The organism is Brevibacillus sp. AG162, assembly GCF_006715575.1.
GTDB classification, from domain to species: Bacteria; Bacillota; Bacilli; order Brevibacillales; family Brevibacillaceae; genus Brevibacillus; species Brevibacillus brevis.
Map to the genome: position 1 here is coordinate 115,793 of NZ_VFNO01000003.1, position 18,507 is coordinate 134,299.

At 48.9% G+C, this 18,507-nt stretch carries 14 protein-coding genes and 1 riboswitch; of the genes, 5 read left to right on the forward strand and 9 right to left on the reverse strand.

Annotated elements, in window-relative coordinates; all coding sequences use genetic code 11:
- Nucleotides 1–23 precede the first annotated feature (23 nt).
- The 3 genes from FB479_RS10380 to FB479_RS10395 form a co-directional block, all read right to left on the reverse strand.
- A complete protein-coding gene (locus tag FB479_RS10380) occupies nucleotides 24–395 on the reverse strand; it encodes a hypothetical protein (protein WP_142064855.1) in 372 nt (123 codons plus the stop codon).
- A 124-nt stretch (nucleotides 396–519) separates the two neighbouring features.
- Nucleotides 520–2,235, reverse strand: a complete 1,716-nt coding sequence (gene argS, locus FB479_RS10385; protein ID WP_142064858.1) for an arginine--tRNA ligase — start codon at nucleotides 2,233–2,235, stop codon at nucleotides 520–522.
- 364 nt (nucleotides 2,236–2,599) lie between these two features.
- Nucleotides 2,600–3,088 carry a hypothetical protein gene (locus tag FB479_RS10395; RefSeq protein WP_106653145.1) on the reverse strand — a complete coding sequence of 163 codons (489 nt, stop codon included), beginning with the start codon at nucleotides 3,086–3,088 and terminating at the stop codon, nucleotides 2,600–2,602.
- A gap of 190 nt (nucleotides 3,089–3,278) precedes the next feature.
- On the opposite strand from FB479_RS10395, the gene FB479_RS10400 reads away from it, so the two are divergent.
- Together FB479_RS10400 and FB479_RS10405 are read left to right on the forward strand one after the other, a co-directional pair.
- The gene (locus FB479_RS10400) at nucleotides 3,279–3,851 is read left to right on the forward strand and encodes a sigma-70 family RNA polymerase sigma factor (RefSeq protein WP_142064861.1); all 573 of its coding nucleotides are present in this window, start codon (nucleotides 3,279–3,281) and stop codon (nucleotides 3,849–3,851) included.
- A complete protein-coding gene (locus FB479_RS10405) occupies nucleotides 3,842–6,052 on the forward strand; it encodes a YcdB/YcdC domain-containing protein (protein ID WP_142064864.1) in 2,211 nt (736 codons plus the stop codon). The genes FB479_RS10400 and FB479_RS10405 overlap by 10 nt, the downstream gene beginning before the upstream one ends.
- A 67-nt stretch (nucleotides 6,053–6,119) precedes the next feature.
- Here FB479_RS10405 and FB479_RS10410 read toward each other — a convergent pair whose 3' ends face one another.
- Complete coding sequence (locus FB479_RS10410; RefSeq protein WP_083995026.1) at nucleotides 6,120–6,227, reverse strand: YjcZ family sporulation protein; 108 nt, start codon at nucleotides 6,225–6,227, stop codon at nucleotides 6,120–6,122.
- A 213-nt stretch (nucleotides 6,228–6,440) separates the two neighbouring features.
- Nucleotides 6,441–6,542: riboswitch (SAM riboswitch) on the forward strand.
- Between the two features lie 116 nt (nucleotides 6,543–6,658).
- On the opposite strand from FB479_RS10410, the gene metH reads away from it, so the two are divergent.
- Both metH and FB479_RS10420 read left to right on the forward strand, forming a co-directional pair.
- A complete protein-coding gene (gene metH / locus FB479_RS10415; protein WP_142064867.1) occupies nucleotides 6,659–10,105 on the forward strand; it encodes a methionine synthase in 3,447 nt (1,148 codons plus the stop codon).
- Nucleotides 10,106–10,148: 43 nt separating this feature from the next.
- Nucleotides 10,149–12,014, forward strand: coding sequence for a bifunctional homocysteine S-methyltransferase/methylenetetrahydrofolate reductase (locus FB479_RS10420; RefSeq protein ID WP_142064870.1), 1,866 nt, complete (start codon nucleotides 10,149–10,151; stop codon nucleotides 12,012–12,014).
- A gap of 59 nt (nucleotides 12,015–12,073) precedes the next feature.
- Here the strand turns inward: FB479_RS10420 and FB479_RS10425 are convergent, their stop codons facing one another.
- The 5 genes from FB479_RS10425 to FB479_RS10440 all read right to left on the reverse strand — a co-directional run bounded on the left by FB479_RS10425 (nucleotide 12,074) and on the right by FB479_RS10440 (nucleotide 16,605).
- On the reverse strand, nucleotides 12,074–13,063 hold the full coding sequence (locus tag FB479_RS10425; protein WP_142064873.1) for a phosphotransferase: 990 nt from the start codon (nucleotides 13,061–13,063) through the stop codon (nucleotides 12,074–12,076).
- A gap of 73 nt (nucleotides 13,064–13,136) precedes the next feature.
- The gene (locus tag FB479_RS10430) at nucleotides 13,137–13,715 is read right to left on the reverse strand and encodes a mismatch-specific DNA-glycosylase (RefSeq protein ID WP_142064877.1); all 579 of its coding nucleotides are present in this window, start codon (nucleotides 13,713–13,715) and stop codon (nucleotides 13,137–13,139) included.
- A 114-nt stretch (nucleotides 13,716–13,829) separates the two neighbouring features.
- Nucleotides 13,830–13,979 (reverse strand): hypothetical protein, encoded by a 150-nt coding sequence (locus FB479_RS30470; RefSeq protein ID WP_162837744.1) that lies wholly within the window; start codon nucleotides 13,977–13,979, stop codon nucleotides 13,830–13,832.
- A gap of 208 nt (nucleotides 13,980–14,187) precedes the next feature.
- Nucleotides 14,188–14,907 (reverse strand): 3-ketoacyl-ACP reductase, encoded by a 720-nt coding sequence (locus tag FB479_RS10435; protein ID WP_048032431.1) that lies wholly within the window; start codon nucleotides 14,905–14,907, stop codon nucleotides 14,188–14,190.
- Nucleotides 14,908–15,084: 177 nt separating this feature from the next.
- Entirely contained in the window at nucleotides 15,085–16,605 is a 1,521-nt protein-coding gene (locus FB479_RS10440) for a carboxypeptidase M32 (protein WP_142064880.1), read from the reverse strand.
- Nucleotides 16,606–16,879: 274 nt separating this feature from the next.
- Here FB479_RS10440 and FB479_RS10445 point away from each other — a divergent pair, with 274 nt between their 5' ends.
- Nucleotides 16,880–18,478 (forward strand): peptide chain release factor 3, encoded by a 1,599-nt coding sequence (locus FB479_RS10445; RefSeq protein ID WP_106652818.1) that lies wholly within the window; start codon nucleotides 16,880–16,882, stop codon nucleotides 18,476–18,478.
- The last annotated feature ends 29 nt before the right edge of the window (nucleotides 18,479–18,507 follow it).

Below are 18,507 nucleotides of genomic sequence, written 5' to 3' on the forward strand. Positions count from 1 at the left end.
TGCCATGAAAGCGTGATCGCTTATCAGGGGGCCTTTTGTTGACGTACGTATTTTCTCAATGTGGCCGCTACTTCTGTTGGGTTTTCCAGCTGTACAATCACATGCTGATATTTGACATGACCCTCTACTTCTAGAATCAACAACGAATCAGTCTGGGTAAAAGAAAGGAAGTACCATTCATTTTTATACTGAAAGCTTCCTTCATATATGTTCAAAGGTGAAAGAGACGTCCCAGGCATGCGCAACATCCATTTTGGCGGAACAAAAGAACCGACCTCAACATGCTTGATCGATTGATACGGTAACGTGATCGTGCTCTTCAAGGCTAAGAACGTATGCAAGCCAGTGAGACGCAAGGTAAAATCCGTCTTGCCGAAATGTACACTTCTTCCCATCGTTGCTCACCTCTTTCATCTGCCATCGCTCCATTATCTCACAGATGATTGAGGATGACACGGGACAATCAAAAAAGCCGGCGCTTCCCCAACGAGGAAGGCAACCGGCTTTTCGTATTCTTTCTTACATTTCTTCTGGAGCAGCCAGACCGAGCAGACGCAGACCTTCCTTCAGCACAGCAACGACTGCTGCTACGAGCTGGAGACGGGATGCTTTCACATCTTCTTCCTCAGCCAGGATGCGTACATTGGCATAGAACTTGTTGAACGTTTGCGCCAAGTCGATTACATACTTGCCGATTTGCGACGGATCGAAGTTATCGGCAGCACGTTCGATTACCTCTGGGAACGCGTTCAAGAGGGTAATCACTGCCCAAGCCTCTTTGCTGTCGAGCGCACCGGAAGCCAGGTTCGCCGTCGTTGCTGGCTGGTAGCCACCTCTGCGCAGCAGCGAGCATGCACGTGCGTGTGCGTATTGCACGTATGGTCCCGTTTCCCCTTCGAAGGTCAGCATCTCTTCCCAGGAGAAGTTGACATCATTGAGGCGGAAGTTTTTCAAGTCATGGAAAATAACTGCGCCTACCCCGACTTGACGAGCCACTTCTTCTTTATTGGACAGCGTAGGGTTTTTCTCTTCGATGACTTTTTGGACATCAGAAATGGCTTGTGCCAACACTTCTTCCAAGAGAACAACTTTCCCTTTACGCGTGGACATTTTCTTGCCGTCCTTGAGCATCATGCCGAATGGGATGTGGTGCATATTCGCGGACCACGCATAGCCCATTTTTTCCAACACTTTATAGAGCTGCTGGAAGTGGAGGCGTTGCTCGTTTCCTACGACATAGAGTGCTTTTGCAAAATCGTATGATTCGTGGCGGAAGAGGGCAGCAGCCAAATCACGCGTTGCGTACAGGGTAGCGCCGTCTGATTTTTTGATCAGGCATGGCGGCATGTTGTATTCATCGAGATTCACAACCATCGCACCGTCGGATTCAGTCAAGAGACCTTTTTCCTCGAGCAACGTAACCACGCGATCCATTTTGTCGTTGTAGAATGCTTCACCGTGGGTGGAGTCGAAGGCTACGTTCATCAGGTCGTAGATCTTCATGAATTCCTTGAGGGATTCATCACGGAACCATTTCCACAGGTGTTGTGCTTCTTCGTCGCCATCCTCGAGCTTTTTGAACCATTCACGGCCTTGGTCTTCCAGAGTAGGATCGTTCTCGACTTCTTCGTGGAAGCGTACGTAGAGGCTGAGCAGCTCCTTGATCGGTTCTGCTTTTACCTTTGCTTCGTCACCCCAGAGGCGATACGCAACGATTAGTTTACCGAACTGCGTTCCCCAGTCACCCAAGTGATTGATGCGCACTGGCTCGTAGCCTTGCTTTTCCATGATATTGGCAATCGCGTTTCCGATTACAGTAGAGCGCAGATGACCCATGGAAAATGGCTTCGCGATATTCGGAGAGGAGAGGTCAATTGGTACTTTGCGTCCTTGACCGATGCTGCTGCTTCCGTATGTGCTGCCTTGGGTTAGGATGGTTCCGATTACTTGCTCTGCCACATTTTCTTGATCCAGGAACAGGTTCACGTACGGACCAACTGCTTGCGATTCGCGGAAGGGTGCACCAAAGAGCTGTCCAGCCAGCTCAGCTGCGATCATCGGTGGGGCTTTGCGTAACGCTTTTGCCAATTGGAAGCAAGGGAAAGCAACATCGCCCATTGCAGGGTTTGGTGGGGTTTCCAGCATGCCGTATACGGCTTCTTTTGTCAGTGTGTCTACGCCCATCGAGGAGAGCGCAGCGGCAATCTTTTCAGCGACTTGGTGTTTGTAGCTCATCTAAATTTCTACCCCTTTCAAATAAAAAAACCTCTACGTCTCCTGTGAAAAAGAGACGAGAGGTTATACTCCCGCGGTGCCACTCTTGTTGTTTTTCCCTCCCATGAAACTGGAAGGCAAAAACCGCTTGATCTGCTGTAACGGGCAGTCCCGGCATAGCCCTACACGATCCGTTGCCCATGATGGCTCATTGGATGTTCAGGTCGCATCTCCGAGGGGCGCTTCCTCACATGGCTTGGCATCGGGCTCACACCGTCCCCGACTCGCTTTCGTCCTCGCACAAGGAGTACTTTCCTCATCAACGATTCATTTGTTTCTCTAGAATTATAGCTGTTTATACCGTCAGGATGCAAGAGTGCCTCGATCAAGGTTTTTTTAAAATCTTATCTAATTCCGCGAAATATTGCTTGGTCAGCTCTTCTCTTTCTTCCGCGCTGAGGTTATCTGCGTTCATCATTTGCTCTTTGTACTGTTCCAGCTTTTCGAGCATGGCCAGCTCGGCAGCAGCGGCCTCGTCCAGATCGTAATTTTCCGATGGATCGAAGGGGATCAATCGATTGTCATTCCCACTGCGCAAATAAGCGGAGCGCCAGTTTTCCGGGAACTGATACGGCTGTTCGCCAAACATGATCCCTAAAATATCGTCGGATTCAATTGGCAGGAAGTGATCGTAATCGTCTCTTCTGCCTCCCTCGGACAAGTTAATGTGGGACAAAAAATAGTGGAGATAATGTTCCCCGGTTTCGGTATTCTTAACGATGGAATAGGTTTCAAAATCGGATTTGGATAGTTCTTTTATGGTCTCCAAACAGGACAGAAATTTGTCTTTTTCACGTGCTTGCAAGGCATCCATGTCATCTCGTTCCTTTCGCTCTACAATAAGCCTCATGATAGCAAAAGCAGTGTGCGCTGACAATGAAAGTGGGGCAACCGGGTGCAGCAGAGGGGCAGAAAGAAAAAACTTTTGGATAATCCTGTCACAAAAACAAGCCAGCTGGATCAAATACATATCACATCAGGAACAACAAGGGGGTGAACAGTGCGTGAATGCAAGTGCCAAAAGCAGTGAAGCCGACTGGACGCTGAAACTGACCAACGAAGAAAAGCTGACAAGGCTAATGAACGACTATGGGGATAACATCGTGCAGCTCGCATACCTGATCGTCAAGGATCGGGGAATCGCAGAAGACATTACCCAGGAAGTGTTTCTAAAGGCATATCGGGGGCTAGATCAATTCCGCCATCAGAGCAGTGTGAAAACGTGGCTTTATCGAATCGCGATCAACGAGTCCCGCAAATATTTGCGTTCGTGGTCCTTTCGCCAAATTTTTTCTACATACCTCTCCAAAGAGGAAGCACCACCGGAAAAAGTAGACAAGTCAAACGTTGAATCGGCAGTCATCGGACGAATGAGCAAGGTACAAGTAGCGGAGCAGGTGATGAAGCTCTCGCCGCTGTACCGAAAAGTCATGGTACTTCATTACTATGAAGATTTGTCGATAAAAGAGATTGCGCAAGTGTTGGATATTTCAGAAGATGCCGTACGAACCCAATTGTCCCGGGCCCGAAAACATTTTAAGGCATTGTGTGAAAAGGAGGGATTGGAATGGACGTAGATAAGCAAATGCGTGAAGCGGTACGAAGTGCAAGTGAGGAATCGGTGGAGGAAGTGAGGTTTACAAAGGAGATGGAATTCCGGATCAGAGGTGCGATTGCACAGAATAAACACAAGAATCGAAACAGATTATTTATGGCTGGATCGCTGGCTGCGTGCTTGGCGGTAACAGCTGTGGGCTTGCATCAACAAGGTTGGTTTCCACAGATGCCGAGTGGGAAAAATGGAACGAATGCGGTGGCAACAACTGCAACGGATAAAAAGAATACAGAGGCCAATCAGAGCAGCGTAAAGGTTTCGCCGGAAGAGGCTATTTTACCATTGAAAAAGGCGATTCCAGCTTTGAGCAACATGAGAATAAGAGTGGATCGTACAAGCCATGGAATCAGTGACCTCATGTTACTGGAAGGCGATAATGCTCGTGCCAATGTTGCTTATGATATACAGACAGGACAAATTGAGAGCTTTACAATCAATGGTGATCGGGGAGAACAGAAGGAAGGGAAATTGCCATCAGCCAAGACTGCGGAGAATGCAGCAAACGCATTTTTACAAGCTTTCCTTGGGGAGGGAAGCAAGTCCTATCAGTACGTCGAGACTCAGATCTATACCGACGAGTATAGGGTAAAAGGCCCATGGATGAGCGTGAATTATCAACGTATGGAAAACGGCCAGCCCGTTCCGTTCGACGTATTGTCGGTTGGAATTGACGAACGTGAGCAAATCGCGTTTTTCGGGCGATTGAACAAGAGCGAACAAGCCTTTTTCACCAAGCTGACAGATGCCATGCCCGATTTGAGCCCATCCCTTCTTCTTTTGGATAAAGAAAAGAACCACGATGGCATGTCATTCATCTTGGGGAAAACGAACAAGGAGGGGCATCAGGTTTCTCTTGTGATCTATGGAAATGGTCAAGCACTGGAATCGTATAGGCTTTTGAATAGGGATGAAAAGGAAGCAGCGAGCCGGAAAGAAGCAGAAGGAGAAAAAGCCTTGCAGCAAGAGCGACAGTTCCTGAACAAACTGCTCGGTGCGGATAGTGATAACTATCGGTTATTGGACGCCAACGATCCAGGGGTGTATCTGCGCTATCATAACGAACTGCCAGTGTTGTCTGATGAAATTAGCATAATAACAACTGACTCTGGCCACGTCCAATATTTCAGGATGGAGCCCGAAACATTCGAGCCGTCGCAGTACCCGGATGTATCGACTGCTGTGTCAGAAGAGGAAGCCATCAAAGAGCTGAGTGAGCATATGAAGCTTCGATACGTGCAGAACCCGAGAATACGGTCAGAATCAAAACAAGGGGAGAAATGGCAACCTATTCTGGAGTACACACCCGCTGTTTCCTTCATGCAAAGAGGACGTGAAGATGGTACGGAGTGGCATATCGACGCGACCAATGGCAAGATTGTGTATGGAACGGGAGATAACGGGCTTGCTTATGATCAGTTGAATACGAAGGAAGCACATCCGATCGAATCTCCAAAGGAATACGTCAAGGTTCGCTCCAAGGATGAGGCAAAAGCACTGCTGCAAGCGGAATTCGGCATACAAGTGGATGACTCGACCTATAGAGAGAGTGAGAGTAACAGTGACGGACGCAAGGAATACGTCTGGAATGATAAAAATGACAAGTATATCGGCGTAGAAGTCCTTGCAGAAACAGGCAGTGTCGTCGGGCTGGGAACACCGCGTTCTAATACAGCAGTGACAGTCAAACGCGAGCAAGCGGAAGAGGCTGCACTCGCCTTTCTGCATAAATACGTCGATCCAGGCGTAAAAGAAGTGCAGTTGGCACAAGTTATACAGCCAGGCGAAGCGAATCCTGTGTCATCGGGCGAATGGGAATTCAGATATTTCATCAGCAAGGATGGCATTCCTGTACAGGATCGAGCGCAAAAAGCGGCTTATTCGGTAACAGTCGATCCGTCTTCTGGCAAAGTGACAATGTTTCACAACTACAGAGAGACACACAAGGTGGTGGAGCTTCCAGCATCCGACCAGATCGTTTCGAAAGACAAGGCTGTTGAAGTGTATTTACGCGTCATGCCTTTGAAGCTGGTCTATTTGATGAAAGATGTGGATGGGCGAAAATTATCTCAACCAAAGCTGGCGTATGTGCCGTGGAGTGACGAAAAGCTGGCGCTTAAATATATTACTCTGGATGCCGTGACAGGCAAGATCATCACCAAATAACAAGAAAAAAAGGCTATCCCGCAGCCATTCCTCATGGCTTTTGGGATAGCCTTTTTTACACACTTATCTAACAGTCGTCACACGAACACCCAATAATTACCAACAGGATAAACAGCACGAGCACGATTGCGAAGCAGTCACCGAAGAATCCGTTTCCGCAGTAAGATGTACTCATCTTTGTTTCCCCTCCTTTCCGTTATACTCCAGTCTATACACGAATGCCGATATTGGACTGGGCGGATGCCCAGCTTAGACAAAAATGGGCGCGAAAGAGAAGAGGTTCAGCAAAAAATAGACAATTCACAATTGACGGGGAGACAAAGGGGGTGTTAAGATACTTGCAAACATTCAAGACATTTCGTAAAACAACTAAATGACAAGTGTACGACTCTTATCCAGAGAGGCAGAGGGACTGGCCTGATGAAGCCTCGGCAACCGGTAAAAATCCGGTGCCAATTCCAGCAAAGCTACGTGCTTTGAAAGATAAGAGGATGTCTCAGGCGTTAACGTATCTGCTGACAAATCCTCTTCTTTCAAAGAAGAGGATTTTTTTGTTTACCCAATTACGGAGAATAAGCCGATGCAAGGGAGAAAAGGGGCACGTCAATGAAACCAACTTTTCGCGAACAGCTTTCCCGGAAAATTCTGATTCTGGACGGTGCAATGGGCACCATGCTTCAACAGGCGAACCTGACTGCCGATGATTTCGGCGGTGAAGCCTATGATGGCTGTAATGAACTTCTGAACCTGACAAGACCAGATGTGATCCGTTCGATTCACGAGAAATATTTAGAGGCGGGCGCAGACATCGTCGAGACAAATACGTTTGGTGCTGCTTCCATCGTTTTGGCCGAGTACGATGTGCCAGAGAAAGACCTTGAGATCAATATAGCGGCAGCTCGCTTGGCCAGAGAAGCGGTGGATGCCTATTCCACGGAGGAGTGGCCGCGTTATGTAGCAGGTGCAATGGGACCGACGACCAAAACCCTTTCGTTGACAGGCGGTGTCACTTTCGAAGAACTGGTCGAGGCGTATTATCGTCAGGCAAAAGGTCTGATTATCGGTGGCTCCGATGTTCTTCTTTTGGAAACCTCGCAAGATACGTTGAACGTCAAGGCTGGCGGAATCGGGATTCGCAAAGCTTTTGAAGAGCTTGGGCAGGAGCTCCCCATGATGCTGTCAGGTACGATTGAGCCGATGGGCACAACGCTGGCGGGCCAAAACATCGAGGCGTTTTACATCTCCTTGGAGCATATAAAGCCAGTCTCTATTGGTCTGAATTGTGCGACAGGACCAGAGTTCATGCGTGATCATCTGCGGACACTGTCTGGAATAGCCCAATGTGCGGTCAGCTGTTATCCGAACGCAGGCTTGCCAGACGAGAACGGCCATTACCATGAAACGCCACAGGGACTCGCTTCGAAAATGCGGGCGTTCGCTGAACAGGGCTGGATAAACGTCGCTGGCGGTTGCTGTGGAACAACACCAGCCCATATTCAAGCGATGGCAGAAGCCTTGAAAGACTGCAAGCCGCGCAGTGCAGATGTAGAACCGCTGAGCGCGGTCTCCGGGATTGAGGTCGTTTACGTCGAAGATGATAATCGTCCCCTGCTGGTAGGGGAGAGGACCAATGTCATCGGTTCCAAAAAATTCCGTGATCTGATTGCAGCTGGTCACTATGAAGAAGCATCTGATATTGCCCGGGCCCAAGTGAAGCGCGGCGCACATGTCATCGATATATGCTTGGCTGACCCCGACCGTGATGAATACGAAGATATGGAAAAATTCCTACAGTTCATCGTGAAAAAAGTAAAAGCGCCCCTCATGATCGACTCGACAGATGCCAAGGTCATGGAGCTGGGACTTCGCTATTCGCAAGGGAAGGCCATTCTCAACTCGATCAACCTGGAAGACGGGTTGGAGCGTTTTGAGGAAGTGGCGCCGCTTATTCACAAATTCGGTGCCGCTGTTGTCGTCGGAACGATCGAGGAAGCGGGTATGGCTGTCACTCGCGAAAAGAAGCTGGAGGTCGCGCAGCGCTCATACGACATTCTCGTCAACCAGTATGGAATTAAGCCACAGGATATTATTTTCGATCCACTCGTCTTTCCAGTAGGGACAGGGGATGAACAATACATTGGCTCTGCAAAGGAAACGGTAGAAGGCATTCGTTTGATCAAACAGGCGATGCCTGCTTGCAAGACGATCCTGGGTGTCAGTAACGTTTCCTTCGGCTTGCCTCCTGCGGGTCGGGAAGTGCTGAATGCGGTCTTCTTGTACCACACCACTCTCGCAGGGCTTGATTACGCCATCGTCAACACGGAAAAGCTGGAGCGCTACGCTTCGATTCCAGAAAACGAGAGAAAGCTGGCAGAAGCCCTACTATTCGAGACAAATGATGAGACATTGGCGGCCTTCACCGAATTTTATCGCCAAAAGAAAAAGGAAGTCCGCGTGGAAGTCTCCTCGTTAACGCTCGAAGAACGCTTGGCTCGTTATGTAGTCGAAGGCTCCAAGGATGGTCTGGTGGAAGACCTGAAGCTGGCTCTGGATAAATACACACCGCTCGAGATCATCAACGGTCCGCTGATGACAGGGATGGAAGAGGTCGGTCGCTTGTTCAACGGCAACCAGCTGATCGTGGCAGAAGTATTGCAGAGCGCGGAAGTTATGAAGGCATCCGTATCGTTTTTAGAGCCATTCATGGAAAAAAGCGATGCCGCTGCCAAGGGGAAAATCTTGCTGGCGACCGTCAAAGGCGATGTGCACGACATCGGAAAAAACCTCGTGGAAATTATTTTGTCAAACAACGGCTACAATGTCGTGAACCTGGGGATCAAGGTACCGCCAGAGCAACTGATTGCCGCATGCAGAGAAGAAAAGCCGGATGCCATCGGTTTGTCTGGACTCTTGGTAAAATCCGCGCAGCAAATGGTCATTACAGCACAAGACCTGCGTGATGCAGGCATTGATATTCCAATGATGGTTGGCGGTGCGGCGTTGACGCGCAAGTTCACATCGAACCGGATCGCACCGGAATACCGCGGAATTGTTTTATACGCAAAAGACGCCATGGATGGTCTGGAGCTCGTGAATCGTCTGCAAAATCCGGAAGAACGTGATCGCTTGGTAGAGGAACAGCAGCATCTGCTGGAAGCAGTCGCAACGGCTCAGCCTGTTGTCGAGGAGAAAAAAGCACCTTTGCCAGCGCGCTCAGCCATCAGCAGAACGGTTCCGATCCATCTGCCGCCCGATTGTGAACGACATGTACTGCGACAATACCCGCTCAGCCATCTGCAACCGTATTTGAACTTGCGGATGCTCCTTGGGAAACACCTCGGTGTTCGCGGAAATGTAGATAAATTGATCGAGGCAGGCGACGAGAAGGTACTGGAACTGTACGGCATTGTGGAAGAGCTATTAAATGAAGCGAAGCAAAAAGGAACCATTACGACACACGGTGTGTATCAGTTCTTCCCGGCTCAGTCAGATGGCAACGATATTTTGGTCTATGATCCAAAAGACCACAGCAAGCTGCTGGAGCGCTTTTCGTTCCCGCGTCAGCTGGAAGAACCTCATCTTTGCCTGTCCGACTTCTTGCGACCAGTGGAGAGCAAGGAAATGGATTATGTCGGATTCCTGACCGTAACGGCTGGGGGAGGGATACGCGAAAAATCTACAGAGCTCAAAGAGCGTGGTGACTACTTGCGCTCTCATGTCCTCCAAGCCTTGGCATTGGAGCTGGCAGAGGCATTTGCAGAGCGAATTCACCACGTCATGCGAGACGTGTGGGGCATACCGGATCCGGTTGAGATGACGATGCTCGAGCGCTTCGGTGCTAGATATCAGGGCATTCGTGTCTCCTTCGGCTACCCTGCTTGCCCGAATCTGGAGGATCAGGCGCAGTTGTTCCGTCTGTTGCGTCCAGAGGATATCGGCGTTCAGTTGACAGAGGGCTTCATGATGGAGCCAGAAGCTTCCGTATCGGCGATGGTATTTGCTCATCCTGAAGCACGTTACTTCAACGCAGGTCCATCTATTTTTGAAGTCTAAAAACCGACCACGTATAAATGAAAATAGGAGAGAAGGGATTGAGTTGACGACGAGAAAGAAAGATTTACGAGCCTATTTGAAAGACCACCTGCTTGTCGGAGATGGTGCGATGGCGACCCAGCTGCACGGGCTGGGCGTCCCAGTTGGCGTCAGCTTTGAGGAGCTGTGTTTATCCAACCCTCGTTTGGTGCATGAAGTTCATACCTCTTACTATCAGGCCGGTGCACGTTTCCTGGAGACCAATACGTATTCTGCCAACCGAGATGCGTTGAGTCGTTACGGTCTGGAGCATAAGGTAGCGCGGATTAACCGGCTAGCAGTCGCCATTGCACGGGAAGCCGCACAGGATGATGCTTATGTGGCTGGGAGCATCGGATCGATTTTGGCTGGACGGGTGAAGAAAAAGGTTTTGGATGAATACCGTGACCAGTATGAGGAACAGGCAATTGCTCTGTTGCATGCGGGGGTAGACGGAGTGATTCTGGAGACGTTCCTGGACTTGGAGGAGCTGCTTCTGGCGATCGAGGTAATCCGCCCGCTCACAGATGTGCCTGTAATCGCGCAGTTAGCCACTTTGGAAGTAGGGCGCACACGTGATGGCTACGCTTTGACAGACGCTTTTTCCGAGCTGAAAGCAGCAGGCGCTGACGTGATTGGACTAAACTGTCGCCTTGGTCCCGCAGAATTGCTACGTTCGTTTGAAAATACCGTAATTCCAGAAGATGCACTTTTATCCGTTTTCCCGAATGCGGGGCGTCTGGGGATGACTGACGGGGAATACGCCTTTAAATCATCACCTGAATATTTTGGACAGAGTGCGCTTCGCTTGCGTGAGCAGGGGGTACGGTTGATTGGCGGATGCTGCGGAACCACGCCTGCCCATGTGAAGGCGATTGCGGATGCACTTGAGTCACTTGAGCCACAAGTGCGTGTGAACCCGACCATCGTAGCTGGAGAGCGTCCTTCGATTTCTGTGCAGAACACGAGGGAGAGGGAGAAACCAAGCATTGTCGAGCGCGTAAAAACAGCAACGACGATCATTGTTGAGTTTGATCCGCCGCGTGATCTGGATGCAGACCAGTTTCTCCACGGATGCTGCGAGTTGCACAAAGCAGGAGCGGACGCCATTACGTTGGCGGATAACTCGCTGGCGACAGTGCGGATGAGCAACATGGCTCTCGGGGCACTCATGAAGAGCAGGCATGGAATCGATCCGCTCTTGCACATTGCCTGCCGGGACCGCAATCTGATTGGGCAGCAATCGCACTTAATGGGGCTGCACGCTTTGGGGATTGACCAAATATTGGTGATTACTGGTGATCCATCGCGCTTTGGTGACTTGCCAGGTGCCAGCTCGGTATTTGATGTGACCTCGTTTGATTTGATTCGCATGGTGAAGCAATTGAACGAAGGTGTTTCGTTCTCTGGACGTCCGTTAAAGCAAAAAGCCCAGTTTATCGTGGGCGCAGCCTTTAATCCGAATGTCCGAAATATGGATGCTGCCGTTTCCCGCTTGGAAAAGAAGGTCGAGGCAGGCGCGGACTACATTATGACGCAGCCTGTGTACGACGCCGAGTCCATTCGGAATGTGTACGAGGCGACGAAGCATATCGGCATTCCTGTCTTTATCGGGATCATGCCGCTTACCAGCTCGCGCAATGCGGAGTTCCTTCATAATGAAGTGCCGGGAATCAAGCTGTCGACCGAAGCTCTGGAACGGATGAAAAAGGTACAGGGAGAGGCCGCCAGACAGGAAGGAATCGCAATCGCGAAGGAATTGGTCGACACGGCCGTTCGTTACTTCAATGGCATCTATCTGATTACACCTTTCAATTATTACGAGATGGCGGCGGAGCTCATTCAATATACGCGCCAGCAAAGCTCATTGGTGAAGATAGCCCAGACTTAACCGTATACACCAGTTAAATAGGGAAGGCCTATGTGAATAGACAGGCTATAGCCTTGTGTCTAATATACATGGGCCTTCACTTCGTCTAACATAAAGGCGGTTTTGAGGGCTTCCCTATTGCAAAACTGTTGAATCTCAGCAAGGTTCATCTGGGCATACAGCTTCTTGCGTAAAAAACGCTCAATGATATGCGGGAAAGCGAGATCGACAAAGAGCAAATGCAGTTGCTCAATCGATAGGGGATTTTCTTGGAGATAGCCACGCAATATATGAGAAAACAATTCCTCGTTCCACTGGTTACTTTTTCGCATAGCAAGCGATAGAACACGTGCAATGTCTTTGGACGGAAAATCGTAACGAACGTCCTCCCAGTCAATGATCGCAATTCTTTGATTACTGACGAGCAAATTCCCATTGTTAAAATCTCCGTGACAGAGAAAGTGGTTGGTCAGTGGTTCCCTTTTCCATTTCGAGAAGTATGGAGAGGATATCAAGTGTTTCTTGGCTGTCAGCCCTGCTTGTTTAAAAAAAGGAAGGTATTCCGCGATAGTAGCGTATTTTTGATTATTCTTCCCGGCGTGTTTAAGCTCCCACTTCTCAAGGGCAGCTAAATCTGTCTTGTACTCCAGGGACCATTTTTCTGCGCCATTGTAAAGGTTGCCATGCTTGGAGGAAAAACCGAGCGACCTCGCATGAAATTTACCTAAAACCATGCCGACCCGTTCCATTCGAATAGGAGAATTATACGCAATATTTGACCAGGATAATCTTTGGTGGAGAACGTAAAGATTATCTTTATGAGTTATGTAGCGCTTTTGATTTTTGGTACGTTGAATGTCGGGGATGAGTACGCCGTTTTTGCGCAAATGCGCTTCTGCATTCAGAATGAAATGTAAACGTTCCTTTTGCAGAGGGAAAGATTTTCCGATGAATTTGCCATTGGTTGTTTCCAAGTAAATGACGAGTGATTTGGATGTATCGCGAATGGTTTTGTGATGCAGAACAGTCATGTCGTATTTGTGCTGGATTTTTTTGATGAGGTCGTCCACAGCTGATGCCCCTCCTTGCATACAGAGCTACAAGTATTGTACGGAAGAAGAGGAGTAGTTGACACTGAAGGATCTACTTAGCAGGGCGGGGAAGAGGGTGCCAATTCATCTCGCGTAAAAAATGACTTAGCTCAGTAAATTTGGCAATCCGTTCCTCACGTGTAAATGATGCGTTAGCCCCACTGGTAGACGGGATGACGAATACATAGCTGCCAGACCAATCTTCTGTCCCAAAGTACCTGATTGGCTGCAGCCCCAGTGAAATTGCCTCTTTTTTTTGTCCGGTTGCGTGACGAAAAGCAGTTATTCCGTTAAAACAAATGACACGAGGCCGGTAGGTCTGGATCATTTGGACGAACAGCTCTGCCCCTGCGGCATAATCCTCGTTACGCAGGTCTGTTGCGGAGCGGGTAGGGCGTGAGACCAGATCGGTAATGCCATAGTTGTAGTCCAAGAGAGTAGCGGTCTCCTCGGGCAAGAGCTTGTGAGGTGTCAAGCCGCCTTCGTACAATCCGCGCCAAAACAGGTTGGCTGGATTGGCATAGTGGAAACCCGTCGTAGCCGATATACGTCCTGGATTGATACCGCAAAACAAGACCGCTAAATCGCGGCGAATGTATGTGGGCAACCATTTTTCTGTGAACTCGACCAAAGCGAACCCCTCCTGTTTACCACATTGTAGCACATCAGTGAGCGCTTTCAGAAAGAAGCAAAAAAAGCTGCCAGTTTCGGCAGCTTCAGATTATATTGGATCAAGTATTGGATCTTAGAGCTGGGGATGCGGATACGGCAGCACTTGCTGTGGCTCATTGAACGTGAATTGCTCCATTTCATTCCGGACGTATCTTTTCGTCTCGAATGGAACGACTTCTTGTTCTTCATTCCCCCACAACCAATTCGACAGCATTTGTATCATAAGGATACCCTCCACTTTGTGGAAATGTTTTACATGTTCATCATACTCCAGTTGAGGGCATTTTTGGTTGGGCAGGTGTGAATAAGGCGTGAAGAAATCGTGGATAGAAAGTGAACAAAAAAGAAGCGTTTTCACAGGGCTTCGAAAAAAAGCGAAAAGAAATCCGCCTGTATGAACGGACTCTTTTCGCTTTTTTGTCATGTGATTTCTATGGATTGGTGGACCACAGTCCAGCGGATTTCACAAAAATGCGTTTGTTCAGCTTCAGCTGGCTAACTACGAACTCAGCAATATCCTCAGGCTGCATAGTCTTTTCAGGATTTCCGTCGGTCAGACCCAAGTCAATTGCCATATCGGTTGCTACTGTGCTAGGCGTAAGTGCCGTTACGCGAATGTTGTGTTTGCGCACTTCCAGAGCCAACGATTCAGTCAGACCAAGAACACCAAACTTGGACGCACTGTACGCGCTGGTGACAGGAGCTCCTTTTTGCCCAGCAGTGGAGGAGATGTTGATAATGTCACCGGAGTTTTGGTCAATCATGCCCGGGAGTACAGCGCGAGTCACGTAGTATACGCCCATTAGATTGACTTGGATGATTTGCTCCCATTCGCTTGTTTCAAGCTCCAGGAACTTGCCGAATTTAGCGACGCCTGCATTGTTGAGCAGGATATCAATTTGACCCAGTTCGTTTTTGATAGAGGTAACGGCTGTCGTGACATCATCATAGTTGGAGACGTCTGCTGTCGCAATCGCAACCTTCACGCCGTATGCTTCTACTTCCTTGGCTACTTGCTTCAAATTTTCCTCAGAGCGAGCCAAGAGGCCGAGATTCACGCCTTCTTTTGCCAAAGCAATTGCAGTAGCGCGACCAATGCCTTTACCTGCTCCTGTAATGATTGCGGTTTTTCCTTTTAGATCGATAGCCAATCGATAACACTCCTTTTTCAAGACAATAGGAATCTCATGTATATTGTGCAGTGTACTAGCATTTATCCGCGGGGGGAAGGATGCACTTTTATGTACGTAGGTTACGAAAGGTAACTGCATATAATAAAAATGTCCTCCCTGAGCAGGGAGAACATTGGATAGCAAGGGTAGAACTGCTTACAGCTTGTATACGTCTGTATATTTTTTCTCAAGATAATTCATCAAGTAAGTCGCATTTGTGCCTTCGCCAGTAATTGCTTGAACGAGTTCACGAGGACTTTTCATTTTGCCGTATTGATGGATTTTTTCCTTGAGCCATTCACGGATCGGTGCGAAATCGCCTTTTGCGATCAGTTCTTCGTAGCCGTCGATCTCACTCTCCATAACGTGTACGAACTGTGCCGCATACACATTACCCAGCGAGTAAGTCGGGAAGTACCCGATCATTCCGCCTGACCAGTGTACATCCTGAAGCACACCCAATGCATCTGTTGGAGGCTCGACACCCAGGTATTCTTTCATTTTTTCGTTCCAGATTTTTGGCAGATCAGCCACTTGAATGGTTTGATTGATCAAGCCTTTCTCGATTTCGTAGCGGATCATGACATGCAGGTTGTACGTCAACTCATCTGCTTCTGTCCGGATAAAGGAAGGAGTAACAGCGTTAACCGCACGATGCAGGTCTTCGACAGACACGCCTTCAAACTGGGTAGGAAACGCTTTTTGCAAGTCAGCGAAAAAGTGATTCCAGAACGGCAGACTGCGTCCGACCATGTTTTCCCAGTAGCGGGATTGAGATTCGTGAATCCCCATGGAGGTACCATCGCACAGTGGTGTGAACAGCAGGTCTGGATTGATGTTCTGCTCGTACATCGCGTGGCCAGCCTCGTGAATACAACTGAAGAGCGCAGAATTGAAATCATTTTCAGCGTAGCGTGTCGTAATGCGGACATCACCAGGGTTGAAGGTGGTGCAGAACGGATGCGCACTGCGATCCATGCGGCCAGATTTGAAGTCGTACCCGATTTTCTCGAGAATATAACGGCTGAAAGCTTCCTGGTCGGCCACAGGGAAGTTTTTCGTCAAGAATGATGTGTCTGGCTTGTTCGGGGAGTCGGCGATCGCTTTTACCAGCTTGACGGTTTTCTCACGTAAGGTGGCGAAGATCGGATCGAGCTGATCGACAGTCATGCCAGGCTCATACATGTCCAAGAGGGTGTTATACTTGTTTTTGCCATCATGTCCCCAATATTCGATGAACTCGAGCTGGAAGTTCACGATTTTCTCCAGGTACGGCTGGAACATGGAAAAGTCGTTGTTGGCACGAGCTTCTTCCCACACCGTTTCTGCCTTGGCGGTCAATACGACGTACTCCTGATGCCTGTCAGCAGGAATTTTCTTGTTGCGGTCAAATTCCTTTTTGCATTCCAGTACACTGTGACGGGTAATTTCATCCAATGTTTCGAGAACAGATGGCTCACTCAGCTCCGTCAAAAGCGCTTCCATTTCTTTAGACGTCGCCAGCTTGAATTGCTCGCCAGCCAATGTCCCGATGATTTCGGAACGGGCATCCATTCCATTGCGAGGCGCTTGTGTAGCCTTGTCCCAATAAAGAACGTTCAGTGCTTGCGTGTAGCTGGTTATTTTCTTCACATAGTCCCGGAATTCGGCCGCACGTGTTTCAACAGTCGTTGACATAGGGTTCCTCCTGTAGATTTGTCATATTCTGGCAATCAATATGTAAGTCATGCAGTCAAAAAAATTTTACTACTGAATATTATATCGGTTTTTAGGAAACTTGGCTACGCAAAGCCTTTTGCGTGGCCTTCGATGCGCTTATACGATCATCTTTGAAATCATTATTTTTGCCGATCCTGCAAGAAAAATTACTAGGTGGATGCGGCAAGCATTTGTCGGTATAATCGTAGAGGAAACGAATGTGTTACTTATTTGCGATGACAGGAGAATGAAGATGAGTCAATCCAATCCCCAATGGGAAAATGAGATAGCAAAGCGCCGTACCTTCGCCATCATCTCCCACCCGGATGCGGGTAAAACGACAATGACGGAAAAGCTGCTCTACTACGGTGGAGCCATCCGTGAAGCAGGGATGGTCAAAGGGCGCAAAAATTCCAAGCATGCCACCTCTGACTGGATGGAGATCGAGAAAAAGCGTGGAATCTCCGTTACGTCCAGTGCGATGGATTTCGAATACAACGGACATCACATCAACATTTTGGATACACCTGGTCACCAGGACTTCAGTGAAGATACGTACCGTACGCTGACGGCTGCTGATGCTGCTGTGATGATTATCGACGTAGCAAAAGGGGTAGAGGCACAGACGATCAAGCTGTTCAAGGTCTGTCGGATGCGGGGTATTCCAATCTTTACGTTCGTGAACAAGCTGGACCGTCACGGAAAAGATCCATTCGAGCTCTTGGAAGAAATTGAGCGCGTACTGGGTATTCGTTCTTATCCGATGAACTGGCCGATTGGGATGGGCAGTTATTTCAGCGGCGTATTTGACCGCATGAAGTCTCGTGTCGAGCTGTATCAAAGCAATACACAGCACGAGGAAATTTCCTTTTTCCCTGTAGAGGGAGCAGAAGATCCATTGATCGGTGATCGTGTCGGTCAAGACCTGTGGCAGCAATTGCAGGACGAAATCTCCCTGCTGGATGTTGCGGGAGATGAATACGATCCGGAACTGATCAACAAAGGACAACTGACGCCTGTTTTCTTCGGTAGTGCCATCAATAACTTCGGTGTACAAACATTCCTGGACAACTTCCTGCAAATGGCGCCAGCACCTTCTGCGAAGAAGAGTACAGAAGGCTTGATCGATCCATATTCGAACGCGTTCTCCGGCTTCATCTTCAAAATCCAGGCCAATATGAATCCAGCTCACCGAGATCGCATCGCTTTCTTGCGTATTTGCTCCGGCAAGTTTGAGCGGGGAATGTCAGTCAAGCACGTCCGTCTTGGCAAAGACATCAAATTGGCGCAGCCGGTACAGTTTATGGCACAGGATCGCGAAATAGTCGACGAATCGTTCGCGGGAGATGTCATCGGTCTTTTCGACCCGGGCATTTTCCAGATCGGCGATACGCTCTGTGTCGGAAAATCGTTTGAGTACGAAGAAATGCCGCACTTCTCGCCGGAGTTTTTCTCCAAGGTGATGGTGAAGGACGCGATGAAGCACAAGCAATTCCAAAAAGGGATCATGCAATTGACCGAGGAAGGAACGGTACAGTTGTTCCGCACCCATCCGATGGAAGAGCTGATTCTTGGCGTGGTAGGTGTGCTGCAGTTCGAGGTACTGGAATACCGATTGAAAGCCGAGTACGGGGTAGACATCATGCTGACGCGTATGCCGTATCAAATCGCTCGCTGGCTCGAAGGGGAGAAAGCAGACCTCGATGCTGTGAAGAACCGAACCGTTTCCGACCGTTATGGCCGTCCGGTTATGCTGTTTGAGAGCGAGTACCAGCTGCGTGTCGCGATGGATAAGTACTCGAATATCAAGTTCCACGAGAGTTCTCTCGGTTTGAAAACCGTTCATTCTTAATTGAAAAAGGAATTGCAGGGCCTCCCGAT

What these genes read in the sequence shown, in the direction of transcription:
- FB479_RS10380 (WP_142064855.1), bottom strand. Translation starts at nt 395, where the DNA reads ATGGGAAGAAGTGTACATTTCGGCAAGACGGATTTTACCTTGCGTCTC.
- argS (WP_142064858.1), bottom strand. Translation starts at nt 2,235, where the DNA reads ATGAGCTACAAACACCAAGTCGCTGAAAAGATTGCCGCTGCGCTCTCC.
- FB479_RS10395 (WP_106653145.1), bottom strand. Translation starts at nt 3,088, where the DNA reads ATGGATGCCTTGCAAGCACGTGAAAAAGACAAATTTCTGTCCTGTTTG.
- FB479_RS10405 (WP_142064864.1), top strand. Translation starts at nt 3,842, where the DNA reads ATGGACGTAGATAAGCAAATGCGTGAAGCGGTACGAAGTGCAAGTGAG.
- FB479_RS10410 (WP_083995026.1), bottom strand. Translation starts at nt 6,227, where the DNA reads ATGAGTACATCTTACTGCGGAAACGGATTCTTCGGTGACTGCTTCGCA.
- metH (WP_142064867.1), top strand. Translation starts at nt 6,659, where the DNA reads ATGAAACCAACTTTTCGCGAACAGCTTTCCCGGAAAATTCTGATTCTG.
- FB479_RS30470 (WP_162837744.1), bottom strand. Translation starts at nt 13,979, where the DNA reads ATGATACAAATGCTGTCGAATTGGTTGTGGGGGAATGAAGAACAAGAA.
- FB479_RS10440 (WP_142064880.1), bottom strand. Translation starts at nt 16,605, where the DNA reads ATGTCAACGACTGTTGAAACACGTGCGGCCGAATTCCGGGACTATGTG.
- FB479_RS10445 (WP_106652818.1), top strand. Translation starts at nt 16,880, where the DNA reads ATGAGTCAATCCAATCCCCAATGGGAAAATGAGATAGCAAAGCGCCGT.